The organism is Exiguobacterium sp. E17S (assembly GCF_057772545.1).
Genome location: NZ_JBYLRU010000001.1, coordinates 736,180 through 755,957, shown reverse-complemented (window position 1 = coordinate 755,957; position 19,778 = coordinate 736,180). Strand labels below are relative to the sequence as shown.

Sequence of the window (19,778 nt, the reverse complement as noted above, 5' to 3'; positions counted from 1 at the left end):
TATTATGGAATTAAAGTAAAAAGGAGGTTTCATATGTTAAAACGGCTAACGTTCGTTTGTGTGACCTTATGCGTCGCGATTGTCGCTACCCTTGTCGCTGCACGCTACTCAACTGGAAACACCATTTCGTTTGAAGAGCCATTATCGGTTTACATCGCGATTGGACTAATTGTCTTCTTATTCTTACCACCGCTCGTCCTATCGTTTTTCGAACATCCTGTCCTGAAGATCATCAATGTCGTCTATCAATCACTGATCGTCTTCAGCTTCGTCGGACTGATTCCCGTCGGTTTCTTGATTCCGAACGGATCCTCGACGATCATCGTCGCTGTCCTTGGAACGGTCGCAAGTCTTGCTAGTGTCATCGTGACAGTGCGAAGTCACTCGATTTTAGCTAACTATTCTTCTGACGTACGTTAATCTATCTTTCAAACTGCTTCCGCCGTCATGGTGGAAGTAGTTTTTATTTTTAGGTATAAATTTATTTATCGATAACCTCACTTTTATTAATTTGTTTTTTGATTCAAGCGGGCGTATTCTAATCACGTAGCCAATCGGCAAACGAAAAAGGAGGAACACATCATGAGTAAAAACATCTTAATGGTCGTCACGAACGCAAAGGAAATGAAGGAAGGTCACGCGACAGGACTTTGGTTGTCGGAGTTCGCAGAAGCATACATTGAGTTCAAAAATGCAGGATATACGGTAACGGTCGCAAGTCCGAACGGCGGCGAATCACCAATCGACGCACGGAGCCTTGAAGACGAAGTCCCAGCTGAGATCCAAGCGACAGCTCCACTCTTGAAAGAGACACTTGATTTAAAAGCAATCCAGGACTTCTCAGCATTCGATGCAATCTTCATGCCAGGTGGACACGGTACGATGTTCGACTTGCCACAAAGTGATGCCTTGAACAACGCCCTTCGGACATTGTTTGAAGCGAACAAGACGGTCGCTGCGGTCTGCCACGGACCAGCTGGACTCGTCAGTGCGACACTCTCAGACGGAACACCACTCGTCGCTGGAAAGACGATCGCAACGTTCACGGATGAAGAAGAACGCGCGACAGGTCTTGACGTCTACATGCCATTCTTACTCGAGACACGTCTTCGTGAACTCGGTGCGAACATCATCACGGCTGACAACTTCACGGAAAACGTCCAAGTCGACGGAAACCTCGTCACGGGTCAAAATCCACAGTCCACGATTGCGGTCGCGAAAGCCGTCATCAATACACTTAACTAATCGAAACAAGGGATCCTTTGGATGAAGGATCTCTTTTCATAGGAGGTTCTATCGATGATTCAACTGATTGCCCGGATCGAAGCGCATCCGAATCAAGGCGAACAGCTCGCTTCTATCATCGAAGGTGTGATCGCCCCTTCGCGTGCAGAAGCAGGTTGCCTGACGTATCAGACACATCGCGCTATCGATGATCCGAACGTCTTCTATTTTTATGAACAATGGCGTGATCAAGACGCTTTCGATGCACATGTTACATCGAATCATTATCAAACATACCGTGCGGACAGTGCCCATCTCGTCGCTGATCGAAACGTAACGTTCTTACGTGACGTCTGAATGAAAAAGCCCAAGATTATCCCCTCACTTGAGGCCAATCTTGGGCTTTTTTCCGTTTATCCTACTTACTTTAATTTCATTTCAAAGGCATAGGTTTGCGCTGTCCAATCGCCATTTATGAATAAGACGGCTTTTTTTGCTGCTTTTGGTACGTGATAGATCAAGTCGATGCGGGATTTATATGGCGGTAAATACTTCGACTGCTCGATCCAGGCTTTTGGATTTCGGTTAATGACGTCGACTGGATCATGTGTGCCCGATTGATCGTTCGTCAACGTGAAGTACTGTGGTTCATACGTATAGAAACTGCCTACCACCATCTCGTCTGAATCCTGCATTTCAATCCGTATCATGATTGCTTTTTGTCCAGCAGGTGACTTGCGATTCGTCAACGTCCGCGCTTCCTTCACCTCAAGATCGTTGTACCGTTTGATGTTCGCATCTCCGGGATACGTCCGTAAGCTTGCCTTTTGCAAGACGGCTTCGAGTGTTTTATTGCTTTCCTTGACCGACTTCTTCTTAGGCAAGACGCGCTCTTTTTGTGACTGTTGATCGTGAAGTTTCGTCCCTGTCGTCTGGATCACTTTCGCCGATTTTGCAACAGGTTTAGCCGGAGCAGGTGGTGTCTTTGCAACCGCGAAGAAGCCGAGAATCAAGATGCTTGCGACTAAACCGCCCCCAATCGTTCCAAGGGCGATCTTGAACCGTTTTTCTGTTGCTTTACTGTTGACGACGGTCTGGTTAATGGCAGCACTCGGTGTAATGCGGACAGCCCGTGCTGCCGGTAGGAGCGCACCGACGACACCCGTTGTGAGTGGAATCAGTAAGGTCAGACAAAGAAAGCCGATGTCTGCCGTCGGGAACGTATGGTACGTCTGCCAAATCAAGACGAGTGCAACGGCGAGACCAATCAGTCCAGCTAACAGCCCCGTCACTCCTCCTTCGATCAAAACGAGTAAACGAATCCGGCGATCGTACCATCCTGTGACCTTCAGGACGGCAAGCTGACTTTTCCGTTCATTGACGTTTTGCCAAAGGATTTCGGTCGTCGTCAAAATCGCAATCAGCAAAGCCACACCCATCGCGATGTAATGCATCGTGCCGACTTCGAGCGCGACGAACTCACCGAGCCACGTCGCATACAAGACGCCTTTGAGACGGAACGTGACGAACAGGAAGAACATGAACAGACTCGTCGGTAAGGCAATCGCAATGATCGATAAGACGGTCCGTTGCCAATAGGTCAGCAATTGATTGAGACTCATGCCAAGTACACCTGTCGAACGGACGAACCGTCGTCCACTTGTCACCTCTCCGGCTCGCATCGTCTCATACGGTCGGATTCGACGAATCAACGCCATCGGAACGAGCGTACCGCCCCAGTAGATCAGAAGACCAGCAAGACCGATCAAAAGAACACGATCGGGACTCGTTCCACCGTTTCCGATTAATGAAAATCCGCCGAGAATCAGCCAGGCAATCAACGTGACGAGCGTTCCGAGTAAGGTCGCCTCGAGCAATAGTAATTTTGACAGTTGTCGCGGTCGCCAACCTAGCGACAGTAAGATCGCAAACTCTTTTTTCCGTGCATACAGTAAAATGATGTTCGAACTGAAGACATAGACGATGGCGACAGCGATGACACTAGCGATGACACCACCCATTCCGACCTTTGCTTCTTCGAAAATCGAGATGGAAGATCCAAGCTTGATCCATGGTTGTTGGATCCAACCGAGAGCTTTTTTCCCGTCCAGTCCAGGTAAGTAGGTCAAGGCCAGTTGCGGGGACGACCCGAGCGTGACGTCGGTGATCAGTCCCGTCTTGTCTTCGATTTCCTGCGCGACCGCTTGCAGTTTTGCTTCGCTTTGTTCGTTCAGCGTCTCGACTCCTTTGACGTGAATCCGGATCGCAGAGATGGCTTTATCCCCCCGGATCGCAAACGCAGCATCGAGTGTCGTCAAGACAGACGGTGGTTTCGTCAGGAAATCGAATGGATCGTCCATCGCTTCGACATCTCGCGGCGGATTGACCGGTCGTTCTTGTGCATCCATGACCCACTGCGCCTTTGCTGGGAAGTACGTCTCCATCGGCAGTTCGGTCAATGGATCTTTGGATAGCTTCAGTTTTTTCGCATTGAAGATGCCGATGTAGTTCATGTCCAGCTTGATCCAATCGTCACTCGTCTGACCGACCGGATTCGGTTTTCGGTACATCGCTCGTTTTGCCAACAACGACTCCGCTTCGACCCGTTGTGGTTCAACTTGATATGTATACGGCCAGCGGTTCCCGAACGGACTCTTCAGCGGTTGATATCTCACAGGGGACGGCTTGTGACTGACCCAGTTGAACTCGCTAGCACTGTTAACTTCATGATTTCCGTTCAAAATATCCGTGACGAGTTGTTTTCGAATTTGACGACTTGTAATCGTGTATGTTTTCGGATGATCTGTCTTTAGTGTTTCGAGGAACTCTTTTCCCCCTTTTTGTTCAATCATATTGACGGTCGCATTCATTGAATCATCTTGTAGCGGAAGAAGGACATCTTCATAGGTATATGATGTCTTGACGGTCGAATATTCTTGTTCGTTCAAGAGAACCGGAATTTGTAAGGCACCGTCTCCCCGCTTCGTGATTTTCGTGTTCGGATCAAAATAACGGCTGTGCACAGTCACATGAACCGCATCCTTCAATCCGACGAGCCTCGCTTCTGCTTCCGGATCGACACCGGCAATCATCTCGTATGTACCTTGCTCATACAGCGGCACTTTCCCGACACCTAACGGGGAAAGACCTGTTTTTGTAGCATCTTTTAAAGGCTCCCAACCAGCCCCTAAATAATGATCGGTGATAGATTGCTCGGTTTTCAGACCAGTATCTTGTTGACTGTTGATTCGCAACCGATAGATGCCTTGTTTCTTAATCGTATGCGTACCGATGGGTGTTCCGATATACGTTCCACCAATCATTGCGATTGGTGCCGCAACCTCGACATCGGTCATCTGTTTAATCGTCTCATATTGTTTGCGAGTGATGCCGCCATCAAGACCACTCATGTAATTCGGCTCGAGCAATTTCAAATCTTCCGTGACACTTCGACTTCCTGCTGGTCGGACGACGATATCGTAGGAAGAGTGCCAGCGCTGTTGCAATGCATCGACGACTGTTCCTTTGTTCGCTTGAGAGGTACCGATGAGGTAACTGAGTCCCGTACTGACGATCAACACACCAACTAGCAATAGAATGAATCGTTCTTTGTTTCGCCACCATGCGTTCCAGATGAACTTCAGCATTTGATTCCTCCTTGAAGGATTTTAAAGAACCACCCTTATTTTGGATAAATTATGTTATATTTACAATTTATCACATTGTAAATTATCGGAATAGTCTTTCTTTTCGAACAAAAAAACCTGTCCATCTTTGATGAACAGGATTTCCATTACGATTGTAAGGCAACGATTGTCTGTTGCAAAACCGGATCGTGGCGCGAGTCCGTTCGATAAGCGACGTATAACTGATTCGTTGCGAATCGTTCCGGTGCAATCCGTTGTACTCGTCCAGCGCTGACCGCTGCTTCGACGAGATAATCGGGCAACACGCTGATGCCGTGCCCTGCTTCGATCGCTTTTAGTATCGCATCGACGTTTGGTAAGATCATTTCCGGACGAATGCCCGGTCGTTCTCCGAACTGCGTCTGATAGTAGCGACGAATGATCGGTAACTCGAGTCCGTAACTGATCCAGCGCTGTCGGTCCATCCATTCCTTTAGATCCGCTTCCGGAGCATCGTAGCCAATCGGGGCGATCAAATGAAAGCGTTCGTCAGCGATCGGAACGTACTGGACGCCCGGCTCATCAATTCGCTTCGTTGCGATGATGAAGTCGAGCTCATTTGCAAGCATGCGTTGCAATAAGGGAACCGTCAAATCAAAGACTACCGTGAACTGTGCGACGTCGAGCGGTAGCTTCGGTACGATCCCATGCGTCACGAATTCCGTCGGTCCACCGAACTTCAAGACCGGACGAGATTGTTCCCCTGCTTCGTACTTCATCTCAAGTGATAACTCCTCGAGCCGATCAATCAATCCGACGACTTGTGTATAGAGGGCTGTTCCTGCGTCCGTCGGAATCATTTGCCGTGGCGCACGGATGAACAAGGACGTCTCCAATTCTGCTTCTAGTGCCGCGATATGCTGGCTGACCGCCGGTTGCGTCAAAAAACGAATTCTTGCCGCCGCCGAGACGGAACGCTGTTGGTAAACGTGAATGAAACTCCGATACCATTCAAAATCAATCATGTGGTTTCTCCTTTTGCTGGGTCTTCCTAAAAAGTATAGATTCATTTAATCCATAAGACAAATAACGAATAATCTAGTAAGTCATAAATTTATTTATTGGATAATACAAGACGGTTTCCGTAGTACTTCATGAATTGTTGAACGCCAAGACAGACAAGTAGGATCAATGGAAAGAACTGCAACGGGAATAGAAAGAGGAGAAGCGTAGCGGTCACGAGTGGCTGACGCAAGACGACAGTACAACTTGCCGTGACGACAAGTGTCACGATCAATCCAGGCATGAACGGACTTAATTGGCTGAGACAGAATGCCATGACTGTGCTCGAAAAAATCAAAGGGAATATCTTTCCGCCTTTCCAGCCGCAGGAAAAACAAAGATGCGTCAACCCCACCTTTCCAATGGCAAGCAACAATAAGGCACCGATTGTCCAGGAGGATCCCTCTTTCGTAAAATCGAAGATGTCATGTTCACCAGAAAACAATAAGTAAGGGGAAATCATGGATGCAAGACCAATCGCGATTCCCGCGATGAGTGCGAGAAGAATTGGATTTCCGACGCGGGAAACCATCCAGTTCGTCACTCGCTCCGTCCATATGAAGAAGAGTCCAAACGCGATCCCGAGGAGAATCGCCGGAAGGATGAACCACATGACGGTCGCATTCCACGTAATTGGTGGTATCTTGAGTGCGAACACGCGGTCATGGGGTACGAGGTGCATGATGAAACGAAAACAGGCAAAAGCGACGAGCGTACAAATACCGTAATAAAAGATGCGTTGTATCTTTTGCCAGCGTGACGTTGCTTGCTGCATCGGTTCCTCCTCGATCGCTTCAGAGAAACTGACGAACGGGGCATGAAATATCGTCGCTAACATCGCGGCGTATCCTGTCTGCAAGAAACTTTGCCGCTCTGGCTCCGTCAACTGTAACCGATCACCGACCCACGTCACCATTCCCCCTAAGATGCTGATCAGCGCAGCTTCCGGTCCTAAACTCGCTCCACACGTCAGCACGATCCATGCGGCAACGGCGTTTTTCCAGAGGGCACCACGATAAGGTACACGACCTTCATGCTTAAAGTTAGCAAGCGTCTCGTGCATCGTCTTCGGGTAATCCCCCACCGACTTTTGAATCAGACCAATACCGATACCACCGAGTAGACCGACGCCGAGTCCATAGAAAGATACATCGAGTACAGACGGTAACCAATCCCATACATAATGAATCGATGCGTTCACACCACTTAAAAACAAGGCAGCCGTCAATCCGACGATTGCTCCGAGGATCAGACAGTGCAAGAAGTGCGTCAGATATGATTTCATTTCTGCTCCTCCTTCTTCTTGTCCCGGTGATATTGTTTTAATGCCATATTGAAATTCACAATGACAGCACTGAGAACACCGACGCCAAGCATGACGTAAACGCTCGAAAACAATTTACCGAACGCTGTCTGTGGGACGAGATCCCCGTATCCGACAGTCGCGAGTGTCATGACGGAGAAATAAAAGGCATCTAGAATACTGAACTGTTCGACATTGTGATAGAAGACCGTCCCAATCAAGAAAAGTGCCCCGACCATGATCATCAATGCCTTCTGTTCTTCTTGCTTGAATAAGATACGGATGACATGAAAAAAATTTCGGATCAAGATAAAGAACGCTAGCATGCTCTTTCCTCCTCAGTTCCGTCATCACTGCATACGTTCATTGAACAATTTCTCTAGTTGGTCAGGATCAAGTTGATTCAAATCAGGGATCTGGATCAAGGTCAGTTTGACATGCGATAAATCATAGTCGTCGAGCGACTGTTCCAAAAGTTCTCGCTCACGTGCATCATAGCGTTTGCCTAACGTCGTCACCGTCAATTGCTGTCGTTTCTCGTCATAGCTATGCTGAACGACGAACGTCTCTTGAAACGTTTCCTCGACATAACGGTCAAGATTCGTCTCAAACAGACTGTCCTGACTGAGCAGATAGGCTGTATAGACACTTGGTATACTGATGAGACAGGCTAGCGCGATCAAGGAACGATTGATTCGTTTTGATGACTGGATTCGTAAACTCTGATCCGTCCGTAAGAGCCATTTGACACCGAGGAACGTCGCGATCAAAATGAAACTACAATTGATCAGGAATAGATAACTGGCACCAAGCGCGTAGGTCATGTTCTGATTCGCAATGGCGTAACCGACCGTACAGACCGGTGGCATCAAGGCGGTGGCAATCGCGACACCGGGAACGATATTATTCGCCCCTTTCTTGCGTAAACCAATCCATCCCGCGACTCCCCCAGCAAAGGCGATCAGTACGTCCCAAATCGTCGGGAACGTCCGCGCAATCAGTTCATCACTCGCTGCCGTCAAAGGCGAAAAATAGAAATAGACGGTCGATGTCACGATGCTGATCGTCAACTGGACGAGCAACAGCCGAAGTGCTTTCTTGAACAGAGGTATATCCGAGATCCCTAAAGCCATACCGAGACCGAGAATCGGATTCATCAGCGGCGAAATCAACATCGCTCCGATGATGACAGCGGTCGAATTCAAGTTCAATCCGATCGAGGCGATGAAAATCGCACACATCAAGATGACCGCATTGCTCGACCGAATCGTCAGCTCCCGATCGATTTTGTTTCTCGTCTCTTGCAGATCATAGACCGATGCTTCCATGAAGGCTCCACCTTTCCACCGTCGATCAATACGAGTCACACCATTCAAGTCATTGGTTTTTATTTACCCAATTTTTAGTGTCTTCGCCTTATTTCCCGTATGAAAAATAATAAAATCCCTTTAATGAAAGGTGCATTGTTCATGAAAAAATTCCGCGGAAAACGCCGTTATTTTAAAAGTCTCGAGCTGGAATTCAACAGTTTTTCTTCTTCAGCCTATATTGATTCAGACGTTTGGTTTAACGACTGGCACGAGCACCCTGACTTTTATGGACATGGCAACGCGAGTCTGCGCATTCGTAAAGCACATCTTCGGATCGCGTTGAGCGCTACGCAGAACATGCAACAAAAACTAGCGGAAAAACAGATTGAACATCAGCTTTACATAACGATTGTCCTCGAGGATGCTTCACAAGACGCACTACATGTCCACACGCCAAATCCGGACGGAACCCCATTCCCACTCGAGCGGATTCAGTCGTTCCCTCTCGCTACACACGTTCCGACCTGGGTAACGGAACTCTTTCCGGGCAACCGGTATACGATTCATGAATCACAGGAGGAATTGGTTGATTATACGGAAGAGGAGCCTGTTAGCTCGACCGTCACGCTTTTTTACATCTTGCCTAGCCCTTAAATTGACACGAAAACGAGCTATCCTTTCCATCACAGGAAGAGGATAGCTCGTTTTGTTCGGTTTCTCTTATGGTAGCAAGACGACCTTGCCGAATTTGCCAGCTTGTTTAAAGTACGCTTGGGCTTCTCGCGCTTCAGCGAGCGGGAACGTCCGGTCGATGACCGGCTGAATCGTTTTCGTCCGAACGGCCTCCAGTAATTTCTCATAATCATGGCGATTGCCAAGGACGGATCCTTGTAGACGGATATGTTTCAAATAAAGCGTCCGAAAATCGAGCGACGTCACCTGCCCCCCGGACGATCCGGAAATACAGTACGTTCCGCCGCGCTTCAGCAGATCCAGTCCTTGTTTAAACACCGCATCGCCGACGACGTCGAGAATCGCATCGACCGGACCGACTTCTTGCATGACCTGCTGATTCCAGTTCTGCTCACGGTAGGAAACGACCAAGTCCGCCCCGAGTTCGTGCAATTGATCCGTCAGCTTCAAGTCACCGACGAGTGCGACGACACGGGCTCCGAAGACCCGTTTCGCAATCTGGACGTTGAGTGAGCCGACACCACCACTGGCACCTGTTACGAGTACCGTCTGTCCTTCTTGTAAGTCAAGTTGCTCGACCATGTGCCACGCCGTCAATCCACTGACCGAGAAGACCGCACTATCCGTATAGGAAGCAAGCGGCATATCGTAGCAGAGTTCGAGCGGCCAGCAGACATACTCCGCGTATCCGCCGTCATACTCGGAGCCGATGAACGATAAGTCCTCGGCACTCTGTTCGTCAGCGATTTCTCCACTTGCCGTGAACGGGAACAAGACGACGTCGCGTCCGATTTCCGTCTCGGCGACACCGTCTCCGACCGCGACAATCCGTCCGCTGATGTCTGAACCGGGAATCCGGGGGAACTTCACCCCTTCTGCTTTCCAGCCTGATTCACTCTCTGCACCATAGGCGCCTTCCCGCATCCAAATTTCTGTATTGTTCAAGGCACAAGCTTTGATTTCAATCAGTACCTCGCCTTGTTTCGGTTGTGGTGTCTCTTGATCGATATAGGCGAGCTGCTCAAGCCCACCATGCCCCGTTACGGTGACTGCCTTCATGTTTTTGCCTCACTTTCTTTCCCTCATATGATATCTCTCTTCTTTACCCCTTCATCCCGATTTTAATATCCTGCTTCCGTAACCCGCTGTCTCCTCCTATAGAACGATTCGTCCTCGTTTAATATCTAGATATAATATGGATACGAATTCACGTCTGGAGGAACGATGTATGAAAAAACGATTAATCTTTATAGGGACTTTAGCAACCATCACGGTACTGGGTATTTCTTGGTCAAGAGGTGGCGCAGATCCCGTCGTGAAAGACAACTATTCACCCATCCCAAAAGATACGACATATCGCGGTCAGGTCGCTTGGCCACTAGAAACGCGCGATCGTTCGATTGCTGGGGAAGCGAGCGGCGTCACTGTTGCTCCGAACGGTGACGTCTACTATTTACACCGAGGTAGTAATTCATACGGCGATGACACCTACATCACAGAACCGACATTGATCGTGCTCGACGGAAAGACGATGCAGGTGAAGAAGCGGTTAGGCGCAGGACTATTCAAGTCACCGCACGGTCTCGAAGTCGATGACCAAAACAATATCTGGATTACCGACATCAATCTGAACCAAGTCTTCAAGCTCGATGCGTCCGGTAAAGTCTTGCAAACGTTCGGAAACGCATATGGTCCGTTCACGGAAGTCGGTCTGCGCATCCGAAACGTCTTGCCAAGCATCCCGCTACAGCTGGATGAAAAGACGTTCGCTCGTCCGACAGACGTCACCGTTTTCAAGGACGGCTCGTTCGCTGTATCTGACGGCTACCGGAATAGTCGCATTGTCATGTTCGATCCAAAAGGAACAGTCAAATGGGAAGTCAATGAACACGGCAAACAAGACGGACAGTTCAATCTGCCGCATGGGATCAGTAGCGACGATGAGATGAATCTCTATGTGGCGGACCGGGACAACGCCCGGGTTCAAATCTTTAATCGAAACGGCAAACACATCGATACGTGGTCGTCAAAAGAACTCGGTCGACCGTACGGGATCGAAGTCGGCGCGAACGGTAAAGTCTACGTCGCCGATGGTGGAAACTATCTTAATGGGCAAAAAAAGAACGCGCAAAGCCAAATCGTCATCTTGAACAAACAAGGAAAGATCGAGAAACGATTCGGTACATGGGGCAAAGAAGCAGGACAACTCCGGATTGCGCACGACATCGCGGTCGGTTCGGATGGAACGATTTATGTCGCGGAGTTGTTGAATAAACGATTGCAGCTGTTTTCTGATAAATAATAGGGAACAGAAGTATTTCGAAATTTAAGAAATGAATATCCTTTTTTTCAAAGACACCTCAGCTTATCTCGATTTATTTTGGTAAAATAAAGAAAATCCATCGGGGGTGTCTTATGAAACGTGGTCTAACATTAGCCGTCCTACTGATCCTCGTCGTTTGCGTTATCGTTTTCGAACCGTTCCGTGGCGCGCCACCGAATCCCGAAGTCGAGGCAAAAGGAAAGGATGTTCCGACCGTCCAAGGGTCTTATTGCTGGGATAGCTTATTCCGCAGTCAATGTGTCGATAAGACGTACCGTGACGGTCTTGACCTAGCAAAGGGAAAAACGCCAGTTACCGTCTCTGCTGGAGCACCCGTTCGTGTCGAGTTATCCGGTGATCTTAAAAGCGTGAAACTATCGCAGTGGGATGACCAAAAACAGGAATCCCCCGTCGTTTTGAAAAAAGATCAGTTCAATGCTCCGACAGAACCCGGCCTCTATGCGTACGAACTAAACTCGCGCTGGAAACAAGGAGACGGACAATTCGGATTCTTATTAAAAGTGCAGTAAATACAATAATCCCACTGTCGTCTCATGACTTCAGTGGGGTTTGCTGTCATCCGGTTTGACGATACAGTTGCAAAATTCCGAAGACGGTCAAGATGAGATAGCCTGTTCCGATGAACAGAAAGACTGGGCGAATCAATTGATCCTTCGGTTGACGCGTAATGCCTTCGAAGAAACAACTGATGATGAAACCGAGAACGAGGATTCCGCTATACATGGAAAGGAAGATGACGAGAAGACCAATGAGACTCGGATTCGTCAACGAAGGTGCTAACCATATGAGACCACCGACTAATACGGCAAGCACAACTGTCCCCATTACGATTCCGATAAGTGGATGGATCGTATTTAGTCGACGGATCACATCATGACGTTTGACGAAACGCTCCACTAGAATCATCGCTGATAGACAGGTCAGTAAAAATAAGATTAAGAAATAGATTGCTTGCTCGACTGGACGGAACGTCGTGAAAAAGACAGCTCCGGTTAGAACAAGGAGTGGAGATATGAAAAAAATCAAACGTTTCATTTCTTTCCCTCCTTTCGTACGACTTTCTTGAAAGTGAACGTGTGACCATGACAATGTATCATACAACCTGTTACATCTTTTACCATTTAGGTCGCTTTTTCTAATTCTGATTTCTATGTATCATTTTCAATAATTGTAAAAAATTGATAAAATTCTTTACGGTTTCATTCTGTATATGCTAGGATGAGACAAATCATATGAATTAAACGCGTCGAAGAGAACAGTACGTCATCTCGGCTTTTCCTAGAGAGCTCCGATTGGTGAGAAGGAGCATCAGCCATTGACCGAACCAAGCCTCTGAGCAGCACGGTGGAACCGAATCGGGGATATCGTGACGGGTGCTCCCGTTATCGAGCTCAGGTATTTGCCGTTTGAAAACGGTCGTACCGATGAAGGCGATACCGGTGACGGTCTCGCGAACAGGGGTGGCACCACGACACGCACAGTCTCGTCCCCAAGACCAACGTCTTGGAGGTGGGATTTTTTTATTGGCTTAAAAAACAATAAAAAGGAGTGTGTCATATGTCGAATTGGAAATACCCTGGATTGCTATTACTTGGTGTCGGTGTCTCGAACATCGGCGCTTGGGTCTACTTCATCGCCTTGAATTTAATTGTCCTTGAACGAACGGGATCAGCGTTCGCCGTCTCCGTTCTCTATATTCTGTTGCCGATCTCCGCACTGTTGACGAGCCTCTGGTCCGGTAGTGTCGTCGATCGGATCAATCAGCGCCGCTTGCTCGTCATGCTTGACGTCTCGCGTGCCGGGCTCGTCTTTTCACTGACACTGATCGATTCGTTGTATGTCCTCTATGCCCTCGTCTTTATCCTGAACATCGGCAACACACTGTTTGAGACATCGTCATTGATCTACATGACGAAGCTCGTTCCGGAGACGAGTCGCCAACGGTTCAATGCGTTGAAGAACTTTATTCAATCAGCCGGCTTTATTCTCGGACCGTCGATTGCTGGATTCTTATTTTTGATCGGTTCTCCGGAGACGGCAATCATCCTGAATGCAGGAGCGTTGCTGTGTTCTGCTGCCTTACTGTCCGTCTTGCCCGACGTCCGCCAGGCAGAGACTCCAGCGACGTCCTTCTCACTCCAAGTGATTCTTGCGGACTGGAAAGAGACGCTTCAGTTTGCACGGACGCGGCGATACGTCACGCTCGTCTACGCCTTTTATGCGCTGATGATCGTCCTGATGAGCGGACTCGATTCGCTCGAAGCCTCATTTGCGACGATCGTTCTGCAACTGGATGAAAGCACGTATGGATTTCTCGTCAGTATCGCTGGAATCGGCATCATCTGTGGTTCTGCCGTCAATGCGATTTTCACGCATCGCATGTCGCTCCGCTTCTTGATTCAATTCGGAGCACTGATGACACCGATCGGTTATGTGATCTTTGCCACAGCGACGTCGTTCCTGACGGCAGCAATCGGCTTTTTCTTGCTGACGTTCGCCCTTGCGTTTGCGAACACCGGCTTCATGACGTTCGCTCAAACGCACATTCCGGTCGAAACGATGGGACGATTCCTCAGTAGTATCCACGTCGTACAGTCAGCTGGTGTCATTCTCTTGACGGCGTTGATTGGTTTCTATGCGGAGACCTCAATTCGCTTGACGTATACCGTCGCTGCAGTCAGCTTCCTGTTCATCGGTGGATGGATCGTTTGGATCGTCCAGGATCGAACGAAGCGTCATCATTTTACGACGGAAACAGACGAAACGATCAAGCTTTCGTCATGAGAAAGGAAGGTATTCATGAACCTGACCGCAAAACGAATTTTCCTCCGTCCGCTTGACGTGACCGATGCACACGTCTTATTCGAACAAACCCAGGATGAGACATTACGTTACCTGACTGGTACGACGGCGACGTTTTCGCTCGAACAGATCGAACAGCACATTCTTTCGACTCAAGCTGATCCATCGCGCTTTGATTTCGCAATCTGTTTGAACTCCGGTGAAATAATTGGTGAATGTTCCATTTTAGACATTGAGGCAGAGTTGAAACAAGCGGGATTTCGTATTTCGATGCGTGCCCTCCCCTGGACCGGTCAAGGGTACGGGACAGAAGCGATCGCGTGTATCATCCGGTTTTGTTTCGAGGACCTTCGACTTCATCAACTTGTACTTGAAGTGTTTTCGCATAATGAACGAGCCATCGCTGCGTATAAAAAAGTTGGCTTTGACATCGTTCAGAGGAACGTTAACGTCATGATAAATGAGCATGACTTCGTTGATGAGTTGATTATGCGAAAGATGGCAGATAACTCTTAGAAAGATAATAAAAAGACGATGAAATTTAGATTTTTAAAAATTCCATCGTCTTTTTGTTTATTGTTGCGCATATAAGTAGTGATTCAAGATTACAATCAGTTTCTTTATCCATCCTTATGTTCACTAGTATGTATTTAAAGCAGTCTACTCTGATGTTGGTTTAGCATTTATAAAATCCATCCATTCCAAACCATTCCTACGTTGATTACAAAATGAAAACAAATAGTCGGATAAATGCTGTTGCTCTTTATAACGACCCACGCATAATATAGACCACCAATGGAAAACAGAACGGTGAACACTAAAGAGATACCGAGCGTTAGATGCAAGAGACCAAAACTGAGACTTGTCACAACTATCGCATAGCGAGTCGAGACTATATCTTTTAAGAAAGTAAGCATGGCTCCTCTATACAATAATTCCTCGATTGTTGCATTCACTAGAGAAAAGAACAAACTAAATAAGATTAAACCTGACGTCAGTTCGAGTCGTGCATCAAATAAAAGCGGAATAAAGACACTACACGATCCTAAAATCCCCAAAAATAAAAACGTTCTCATGGAAAGGGTATGACGCGGAAACATCATAATATGTTCCTTAAAGTTTGGAAAGCGGAGAAAAATCGAACATAACGATTGTCGATGATGCGTGATTAATACGAATATTACCAATGGAATCAATATCAAAAGTAAAGAAATCCGATGAAGTAAAATAAACTCAGTGTTCGAAATACCAGATAGTTTAAAGTACGATAGAGCAGACTTGTAGAATGCAAGACCTATCAAAAAAATACTAAATAACCCCGCAACTGATGCGTATTTTCTTCGGGAAATGAATATAAACAGCAATGCTGTCGTACAAAACAAGCCAACTATTATCCCACTTTGTATCCATGCAATGACACCACTAACGAACAGAATTGTTATTAGAAAGATTGATTGCTCTGTTTTCCTCAATCCTTTCATAATCGTATCTCGTTCTTAAAAGAAATTGGAATCTGAATTTCAAACAACGATTCATCCAATCGATCTGTCACTGAAACATCCACCTCGACCATCTGAATTGCCTTTCCGTCAATTCGCATCCCATTCTTTTCAAGGTAATCCTTCGCTTGTTTTAAACTTTTCGTCCGATCCCAAACTTGTCCAAAGTGACGTAAACATACATAGTATCCTGCCGGAATACAAATGAGATTCATCTCTGGATAATCATTTGGAAAAGCAGTTTGTGCCATCAATATTGAAGTGGATACAGCATCCGCTTGGATTTGCGAATCGGCATCAAATAATAGACCTAAAAAACTTCCTGCGACAAGCGATACGTGAAGCTCTAGTAATTTTTCAATCTCAATCGTCGCGTAACTCAATTCAACATCATCCGCAACCTCGTCATGCGTTGTCAAAAAATAGCGTTCCTCGATATAACGGACGTTTGGTTGTGGTGTTTTTCCCTCTTCAGCAATTCTTTTTAGATATGTCGTCTTCTGTTGTAGACTACTCTCGATTCGGACTAACTGTTTGATTTTCCTTTGTAATTTCGTTTGGTGTGATTCCATGATCGATAACGACTTTCCTAAGTTGCGCTCCTCTAAGAAAGTACGAATTTCTTCTAAACTCAGACCAATCTCTTTAAGTTCACGAATCGTACCTAGGACCTCATATTGATGAATCGAGTAGTAACGGTATCCGGTTGTCGCATCAATCCGGTGAGGCTTGATTAATCCGATCCGGTCATAGTGCCGCAGTGTTTCCGCTGTCATATGCCGTAGTTTCGCCATTTCACTGATGGATAAAAATTCTTTATACATTTGTTGCTCCTTTCATATTGACCTTTGTGTTACACAAAACTTTATACTTGGACTCAAGTTAGATAAAGGAGTGATTCAAATGAATCGAAATTGGTTATTCGTCCTCGTAGCAGGGCTGATTGAAATTGGCTGGGTCATCGGATTAAAACATGCTGCTTCCCCATTAGAATGGGCGCTGACGCTCGTTGGTATCGTCGCTAGTTTTGTGTTCGTCATCAAAGCGACATCGACGCTTCCTGTCGGTACGGCATACGCCGTCTTTACAGGAATTGGTACAGCCGGAACGGTTCTCGTCGGAGCAGCTCTGTTTGGTGAACCACTCTCATTCATAAAGGTATTATTGATCGCTATGTTGATGTCTGGTGTCATCGGATTAAAATTATCAACATCCGATAAAAAATCGGCAACGAAAGGAGCACATGAATAATGGCTTGGATCACATTAATCTTTGCAGGACTTTTTGAGGTGATTGGCGTCTCGAGCATCAATCGACTTAATCGTGAACGTAACACGTCATCGTTTCTAATTTTCATACTGTTCTTCGGATTGAGTTTCACACTTTTGTCACTTGCGATGAAGACCATTCCGATGGGTACGGCTTATGCAGTATGGACCGGAATCGGAACAGTTGGAGCGACCATCCTTGGAATGGTGATGTTTAATGAAGAGAAGTCATTCAAACGCATTCTCTTTCTCAGCATGATCGTCCTCTCTGTTATTGGCTTAAAAGTTCTTGAATGATATTAAGGCAGGACCCTTAAGCTTCACGAGGATCTTGCCTCTTTTATATAACGGGGTAAAACAAATGCTGCCTCATGGGTCATTGCATCAAAATACTTAGTTTCGAATGCGACACCTCGCGTGACTCGTGTTTGAATGATTCCTGCATTTGTTCCAATACGAAATAGAGCAATTCCGCCCGGAAAAGTCGGCGCATAGGATAGATAATCTTTAAACTGACTCCCTTTTTGCCGCATTAATCGATTTACTTCTCTGTACCGTTTCGACTCAAACATCGGATGAGGAAGAATCATGTTCCACAATCCATCAGATCGTAGAGCCGGTATGAAACGTCGTAACACATCATTACAACTCGCAGCAGAATAATTTCTCGGTAAATCAAATATGATGATGTCATAATGGTCCCTGCATACGACATTTTCAAGTCGTTTAATGAAGCGTGATACATTCGGATCCGTTTTAAACCACTCATCATAATGACGTGCGATCGACTCGTCAAGTACGATATGATCGACCTGTAGAAGGTCGGAATGTTTCAAAATCTGTTGATACAGTAACTTTCGCGCATTACCAATCAACAAGACTCGTTTCGGATGCGGATGAGCGTATAAGATGACATGAACGAGCATTTCGTAGTAAGCAAAAGCGTCACGTTCTGATGTAACAAGCGTCCGATCGAGCATCATCAGACGCTTGAATTGGCTACTCTCATAGATTTCAATAGACCGTCCTTTGTTCTCTTCAGCATTAAAGATATTCTGTGCATGGAATAAGTGTCCATAATATGCTGTATGTTCATTAATTACCCGTCTGATCATCCAATCTCCTCATTTCCAATACTTCAATAGGTGGTGGCAACTAATGGATCGCTTTCAACAATATGTATGGAAACTTTTCGTCATATGGTTCTCAATCGGTCTCTTGCTGGTAGGGTTTTCTTTACTTCCCTCATGGCTAGAGTGGGCAAATGCCGTCTTCTTATTTCTTTCAGGCACTTATGCCGCATTCTATTTATGGCACGTGTTGCCAAAAGCACGCTTCATTATTCCATTGATTTTTTTCGGATCGATTCTTATAGAATCCTTCGGAACGAAAACTGGTCTCTTGTTCGGTAAATATATCTATACGACGGAGTTCGGACCTCTCTGGCTTGGTGTACCTATCACTATGGGACCTGCATGGTTATCTGTAATCGGAGCTAGTTACGCCTTCTCCAGGCTATTTTCTATCCGATACAGTACACTTTTAATCGTTCCTCTTTTGACAGTCTGGTTAGATTTAGCGATAGATCCTGTCGCTTCGCTTAATCAATATTGGGTTTGGCAGGAGCCTGGTATATATTACGGCATTCCTACTCAAAACTTTTTGGGTTGGTACATCACTGCTCTCTTTTTCAGTTTATTCATTGCTAAGTACGAAGAACCTGCAACGAATCTTCAGCTTGAGCGAAACAATCAAAAGTTGTTTTTAATGCTTCATGTGTTATTTGGAGTAACCGCATGGACAAGCGGTCTGCACGGTGTTCTTTTTGTGACTTGTTCCGTCATCCTTATATATCTGGCTTACTATTCACGTTATAAAAGACGTACCTTCAATCATCCAGTAGATCGTCCTTGACGAACGCATGTATGAATAGATCGAGCGCTGCGGACTTGCGCTGAATATAACGTTTTGGGCTATCGTATAAACATCCGACAATCAATCCATCAAACAATGTCAAATAATGAAGAGCACATGCTTCGGGTGATGAGGTCGACGTCAACTGTTCCATGTGTCTCTTAAATAACGCGATGAACTGTGCCTCTAGATGCGAGATGAATTGCTCCGTTCCTACTTCGATCCGAGTTTTGAACTGTTCAGGTGCATAAAAAGCAAATCTATAGAAAAATGTCATACCGTCATCCAATAGATGTCGTGACAAGTATTCTTCAACAAACATTGGCAACAGCGTCTTTAAGTGATTCTCTTCATGACGACTGATCCACATATCGATATACGCGATTTCATTTTTTAAAGCTTCATCATAAATCTCTAAGAAAAGAGCGTCTTTACTTGTAAAATGAGAATAGATGGATTGTTTTTTCATAGCACATTCAGTACCAATCGTTGATAACGTCGTTGCTTCAAATCCTTTTTTAGCAAATTGCCTTAAAGCAACATGCATGATTGTTTGTCTAGTCATGATGATCCTCCTTAATTAACTGACGACCGTTCGTAAGGAAAAATAACAAAAAAAGAAAGTTATGTCAATTCCTTTTCATCAATGCACAACGAACGATAAAGGCTGGGACAAAGCGCAGTTTCAAAACGAAAAGAAGGAATTGCACATTCTGAGTGATGGCAATTCCTT

At 46.3% G+C, this 19,778-nt stretch carries 22 protein-coding genes; 11 read left to right on the top strand and 11 right to left on the bottom strand.

Annotated elements, in window-relative coordinates; translation table 11 throughout:
• The first annotated feature begins 33 nt into the window (after positions 1–33).
• From AC3B4V_RS03945 to AC3B4V_RS03935, 3 genes are all read left to right on the top strand, one after another.
• Complete coding sequence (locus AC3B4V_RS03945) at positions 34–420, top strand: hypothetical protein (RefSeq protein ID WP_488377832.1); 387 nt, start codon at positions 34–36, stop codon at positions 418–420.
• Positions 421–582: 162 nt separating this feature from the next.
• Complete coding sequence (locus AC3B4V_RS03940) at positions 583–1,245, top strand: type 1 glutamine amidotransferase domain-containing protein (RefSeq protein ID WP_058704040.1); 663 nt, start codon at positions 583–585, stop codon at positions 1,243–1,245.
• A 54-nt stretch (positions 1,246–1,299) separates the two neighbouring features.
• Positions 1,300–1,581, top strand: a complete 282-nt coding sequence (locus AC3B4V_RS03935) for a putative quinol monooxygenase (RefSeq protein WP_488377831.1) — start codon at positions 1,300–1,302, stop codon at positions 1,579–1,581.
• Between the two features lie 65 nt (positions 1,582–1,646).
• Here AC3B4V_RS03935 and AC3B4V_RS03930 read toward each other — a convergent pair whose 3' ends face one another.
• From AC3B4V_RS03930 to AC3B4V_RS03910, 5 genes are all read right to left on the bottom strand, one after another.
• Positions 1,647–4,871: an ABC transporter permease gene (locus tag AC3B4V_RS03930; RefSeq protein WP_488377830.1), complete on the bottom strand. Its 3,225-nt coding sequence runs from the start codon at positions 4,869–4,871 to the stop codon at positions 1,647–1,649.
• Positions 4,872–5,017: 146 nt separating this feature from the next.
• Entirely contained in the window at positions 5,018–5,875 is an 858-nt protein-coding gene (locus AC3B4V_RS03925; protein WP_488377829.1) for a LysR family transcriptional regulator, read from the bottom strand.
• 89 nt (positions 5,876–5,964) lie between these two features.
• Complete coding sequence (locus AC3B4V_RS03920) at positions 5,965–7,197, bottom strand: chloride channel protein (protein ID WP_488377828.1); 1,233 nt, start codon at positions 7,195–7,197, stop codon at positions 5,965–5,967.
• Positions 7,194–7,541, bottom strand: coding sequence for a potassium channel family protein (locus AC3B4V_RS03915; protein WP_488377827.1), 348 nt, complete (start codon positions 7,539–7,541; stop codon positions 7,194–7,196). Before AC3B4V_RS03915 ends, AC3B4V_RS03920 begins: the two co-directional genes overlap by 4 nt.
• Positions 7,542–7,565: 24 nt before the next feature.
• The gene (locus tag AC3B4V_RS03910; RefSeq protein WP_406747927.1) at positions 7,566–8,543 is read right to left on the bottom strand and encodes a DUF389 domain-containing protein; all 978 of its coding nucleotides are present in this window, start codon (positions 8,541–8,543) and stop codon (positions 7,566–7,568) included.
• Between the two features lie 141 nt (positions 8,544–8,684).
• Here AC3B4V_RS03910 and AC3B4V_RS03905 point away from each other — a divergent pair, with 141 nt between their 5' ends.
• Entirely contained in the window at positions 8,685–9,179 is a 495-nt protein-coding gene (locus AC3B4V_RS03905) for a hypothetical protein (RefSeq protein ID WP_488377826.1), read from the top strand.
• Between the two features lie 66 nt (positions 9,180–9,245).
• Here the strand turns inward: AC3B4V_RS03905 and AC3B4V_RS03900 are convergent, their stop codons facing one another.
• Positions 9,246–10,277 (bottom strand): zinc-binding dehydrogenase, encoded by a 1,032-nt coding sequence (locus AC3B4V_RS03900; protein ID WP_488377825.1) that lies wholly within the window; start codon positions 10,275–10,277, stop codon positions 9,246–9,248.
• A gap of 169 nt (positions 10,278–10,446) precedes the next feature.
• Here AC3B4V_RS03900 and AC3B4V_RS03895 point away from each other — a divergent pair, with 169 nt between their 5' ends.
• Together AC3B4V_RS03895 and AC3B4V_RS03890 are read left to right on the top strand one after the other, a co-directional pair.
• A complete protein-coding gene (locus AC3B4V_RS03895) occupies positions 10,447–11,520 on the top strand; it encodes a peptidyl-alpha-hydroxyglycine alpha-amidating lyase family protein (protein WP_488377824.1) in 1,074 nt (357 codons plus the stop codon).
• A gap of 113 nt (positions 11,521–11,633) precedes the next feature.
• A complete protein-coding gene (locus AC3B4V_RS03890; RefSeq protein WP_058265826.1) occupies positions 11,634–12,071 on the top strand; it encodes a hypothetical protein in 438 nt (145 codons plus the stop codon).
• Positions 12,072–12,117: 46 nt separating this feature from the next.
• Here the strand turns inward: AC3B4V_RS03890 and AC3B4V_RS03885 are convergent, their stop codons facing one another.
• Positions 12,118–12,597, bottom strand: a complete 480-nt coding sequence (locus AC3B4V_RS03885) for a hypothetical protein (protein WP_133208673.1) — start codon at positions 12,595–12,597, stop codon at positions 12,118–12,120.
• 522 nt (positions 12,598–13,119) lie between these two features.
• Between AC3B4V_RS03885 and AC3B4V_RS03880 the strand changes: the two genes are divergently transcribed.
• A complete protein-coding gene (locus tag AC3B4V_RS03880) occupies positions 13,120–14,346 on the top strand; it encodes an MFS transporter (RefSeq protein ID WP_488377823.1) in 1,227 nt (408 codons plus the stop codon).
• Positions 14,347–14,361: 15 nt separating this feature from the next.
• Entirely contained in the window at positions 14,362–14,880 is a 519-nt protein-coding gene (locus tag AC3B4V_RS03875) for a GNAT family N-acetyltransferase (RefSeq protein WP_488377822.1), read from the top strand.
• Between the two features lie 167 nt (positions 14,881–15,047).
• Here AC3B4V_RS03875 and AC3B4V_RS03870 read toward each other — a convergent pair whose 3' ends face one another.
• Positions 15,048–15,440, bottom strand: coding sequence for a CPBP family intramembrane glutamic endopeptidase (locus AC3B4V_RS03870; RefSeq protein WP_488377821.1), 393 nt, complete (start codon positions 15,438–15,440; stop codon positions 15,048–15,050).
• Between the two features lie 401 nt (positions 15,441–15,841).
• Entirely contained in the window at positions 15,842–16,687 is an 846-nt protein-coding gene (locus tag AC3B4V_RS03865; RefSeq protein ID WP_488377820.1) for a MerR family transcriptional regulator, read from the bottom strand.
• A 79-nt stretch (positions 16,688–16,766) separates the two neighbouring features.
• Here AC3B4V_RS03865 and AC3B4V_RS03860 point away from each other — a divergent pair, with 79 nt between their 5' ends.
• Complete coding sequence (locus AC3B4V_RS03860; RefSeq protein WP_058265820.1) at positions 16,767–17,114, top strand: DMT family transporter; 348 nt, start codon at positions 16,767–16,769, stop codon at positions 17,112–17,114.
• Positions 17,114–17,428, top strand: a complete 315-nt coding sequence (locus AC3B4V_RS03855; protein WP_035397660.1) for a DMT family transporter — start codon at positions 17,114–17,116, stop codon at positions 17,426–17,428. Before AC3B4V_RS03860 ends, AC3B4V_RS03855 begins: the two co-directional genes overlap by 1 nt.
• A gap of 23 nt (positions 17,429–17,451) precedes the next feature.
• On the opposite strand, the gene AC3B4V_RS03850 is transcribed toward AC3B4V_RS03855, so the two are convergent.
• Complete coding sequence (locus AC3B4V_RS03850) at positions 17,452–18,246, bottom strand: spermine/spermidine synthase domain-containing protein (protein WP_058265819.1); 795 nt, start codon at positions 18,244–18,246, stop codon at positions 17,452–17,454.
• 43 nt (positions 18,247–18,289) lie between these two features.
• On the opposite strand from AC3B4V_RS03850, the gene AC3B4V_RS03845 reads away from it, so the two are divergent.
• The gene (locus AC3B4V_RS03845) at positions 18,290–19,045 is read left to right on the top strand and encodes a carotenoid biosynthesis protein (protein ID WP_406747933.1); all 756 of its coding nucleotides are present in this window, start codon (positions 18,290–18,292) and stop codon (positions 19,043–19,045) included.
• On the opposite strand, the gene AC3B4V_RS03840 is transcribed toward AC3B4V_RS03845, so the two are convergent.
• Positions 19,020–19,610, bottom strand: coding sequence for a TetR/AcrR family transcriptional regulator (locus AC3B4V_RS03840; RefSeq protein WP_058265817.1), 591 nt, complete (start codon positions 19,608–19,610; stop codon positions 19,020–19,022). The two genes, AC3B4V_RS03845 and AC3B4V_RS03840, sit on opposite strands and share 26 nt — an antisense overlap.
• Positions 19,611–19,778 lie beyond the last annotated feature (168 nt).

Excerpts from the sequence above, each read along its gene's own strand:
- AC3B4V_RS03910 (WP_406747927.1), bottom strand. The coding sequence starts at position 8,543 with ATGGAAGCATCGGTCTATGATCTGCAAGAGACGAGAAACAAAATCGAT.
- AC3B4V_RS03855 (WP_035397660.1), top strand. The coding sequence starts at position 17,114 with ATGGCTTGGATCACATTAATCTTTGCAGGACTTTTTGAGGTGATTGGC.
- AC3B4V_RS03840 (WP_058265817.1), bottom strand. The coding sequence starts at position 19,610 with ATGACTAGACAAACAATCATGCATGTTGCTTTAAGGCAATTTGCTAAA.
- AC3B4V_RS03915 (WP_488377827.1), bottom strand. The coding sequence starts at position 7,541 with ATGCTAGCGTTCTTTATCTTGATCCGAAATTTTTTTCATGTCATCCGT.
- AC3B4V_RS03885 (WP_133208673.1), bottom strand. The coding sequence starts at position 12,597 with ATGAAACGTTTGATTTTTTTCATATCTCCACTCCTTGTTCTAACCGGA.
- AC3B4V_RS03930 (WP_488377830.1), bottom strand. The coding sequence starts at position 4,871 with ATGCTGAAGTTCATCTGGAACGCATGGTGGCGAAACAAAGAACGATTC.
- AC3B4V_RS03945 (WP_488377832.1), top strand. The coding sequence starts at position 34 with ATGTTAAAACGGCTAACGTTCGTTTGTGTGACCTTATGCGTCGCGATT.
- AC3B4V_RS03870 (WP_488377821.1), bottom strand. The coding sequence starts at position 15,440 with ATGAGAACGTTTTTATTTTTGGGGATTTTAGGATCGTGTAGTGTCTTT.
- AC3B4V_RS03900 (WP_488377825.1), bottom strand. The coding sequence starts at position 10,277 with ATGAAGGCAGTCACCGTAACGGGGCATGGTGGGCTTGAGCAGCTCGCC.
- AC3B4V_RS03850 (WP_058265819.1), bottom strand. The coding sequence starts at position 18,246 with ATGATCAGACGGGTAATTAATGAACATACAGCATATTATGGACACTTA.
- AC3B4V_RS03895 (WP_488377824.1), top strand. The coding sequence starts at position 10,447 with ATGAAAAAACGATTAATCTTTATAGGGACTTTAGCAACCATCACGGTA.
- AC3B4V_RS03935 (WP_488377831.1), top strand. The coding sequence starts at position 1,300 with ATGATTCAACTGATTGCCCGGATCGAAGCGCATCCGAATCAAGGCGAA.
- AC3B4V_RS03880 (WP_488377823.1), top strand. The coding sequence starts at position 13,120 with ATGTCGAATTGGAAATACCCTGGATTGCTATTACTTGGTGTCGGTGTC.
- AC3B4V_RS03890 (WP_058265826.1), top strand. The coding sequence starts at position 11,634 with ATGAAACGTGGTCTAACATTAGCCGTCCTACTGATCCTCGTCGTTTGC.
- AC3B4V_RS03905 (WP_488377826.1), top strand. The coding sequence starts at position 8,685 with ATGAAAAAATTCCGCGGAAAACGCCGTTATTTTAAAAGTCTCGAGCTG.
- AC3B4V_RS03875 (WP_488377822.1), top strand. The coding sequence starts at position 14,362 with ATGAACCTGACCGCAAAACGAATTTTCCTCCGTCCGCTTGACGTGACC.
- AC3B4V_RS03940 (WP_058704040.1), top strand. The coding sequence starts at position 583 with ATGAGTAAAAACATCTTAATGGTCGTCACGAACGCAAAGGAAATGAAG.
- AC3B4V_RS03845 (WP_406747933.1), top strand. The coding sequence starts at position 18,290 with ATGGATCGCTTTCAACAATATGTATGGAAACTTTTCGTCATATGGTTC.
- AC3B4V_RS03920 (WP_488377828.1), bottom strand. The coding sequence starts at position 7,197 with ATGAAATCATATCTGACGCACTTCTTGCACTGTCTGATCCTCGGAGCA.
- AC3B4V_RS03860 (WP_058265820.1), top strand. The coding sequence starts at position 16,767 with ATGAATCGAAATTGGTTATTCGTCCTCGTAGCAGGGCTGATTGAAATT.
- AC3B4V_RS03925 (WP_488377829.1), bottom strand. The coding sequence starts at position 5,875 with ATGATTGATTTTGAATGGTATCGGAGTTTCATTCACGTTTACCAACAG.
- AC3B4V_RS03865 (WP_488377820.1), bottom strand. The coding sequence starts at position 16,687 with ATGTATAAAGAATTTTTATCCATCAGTGAAATGGCGAAACTACGGCAT.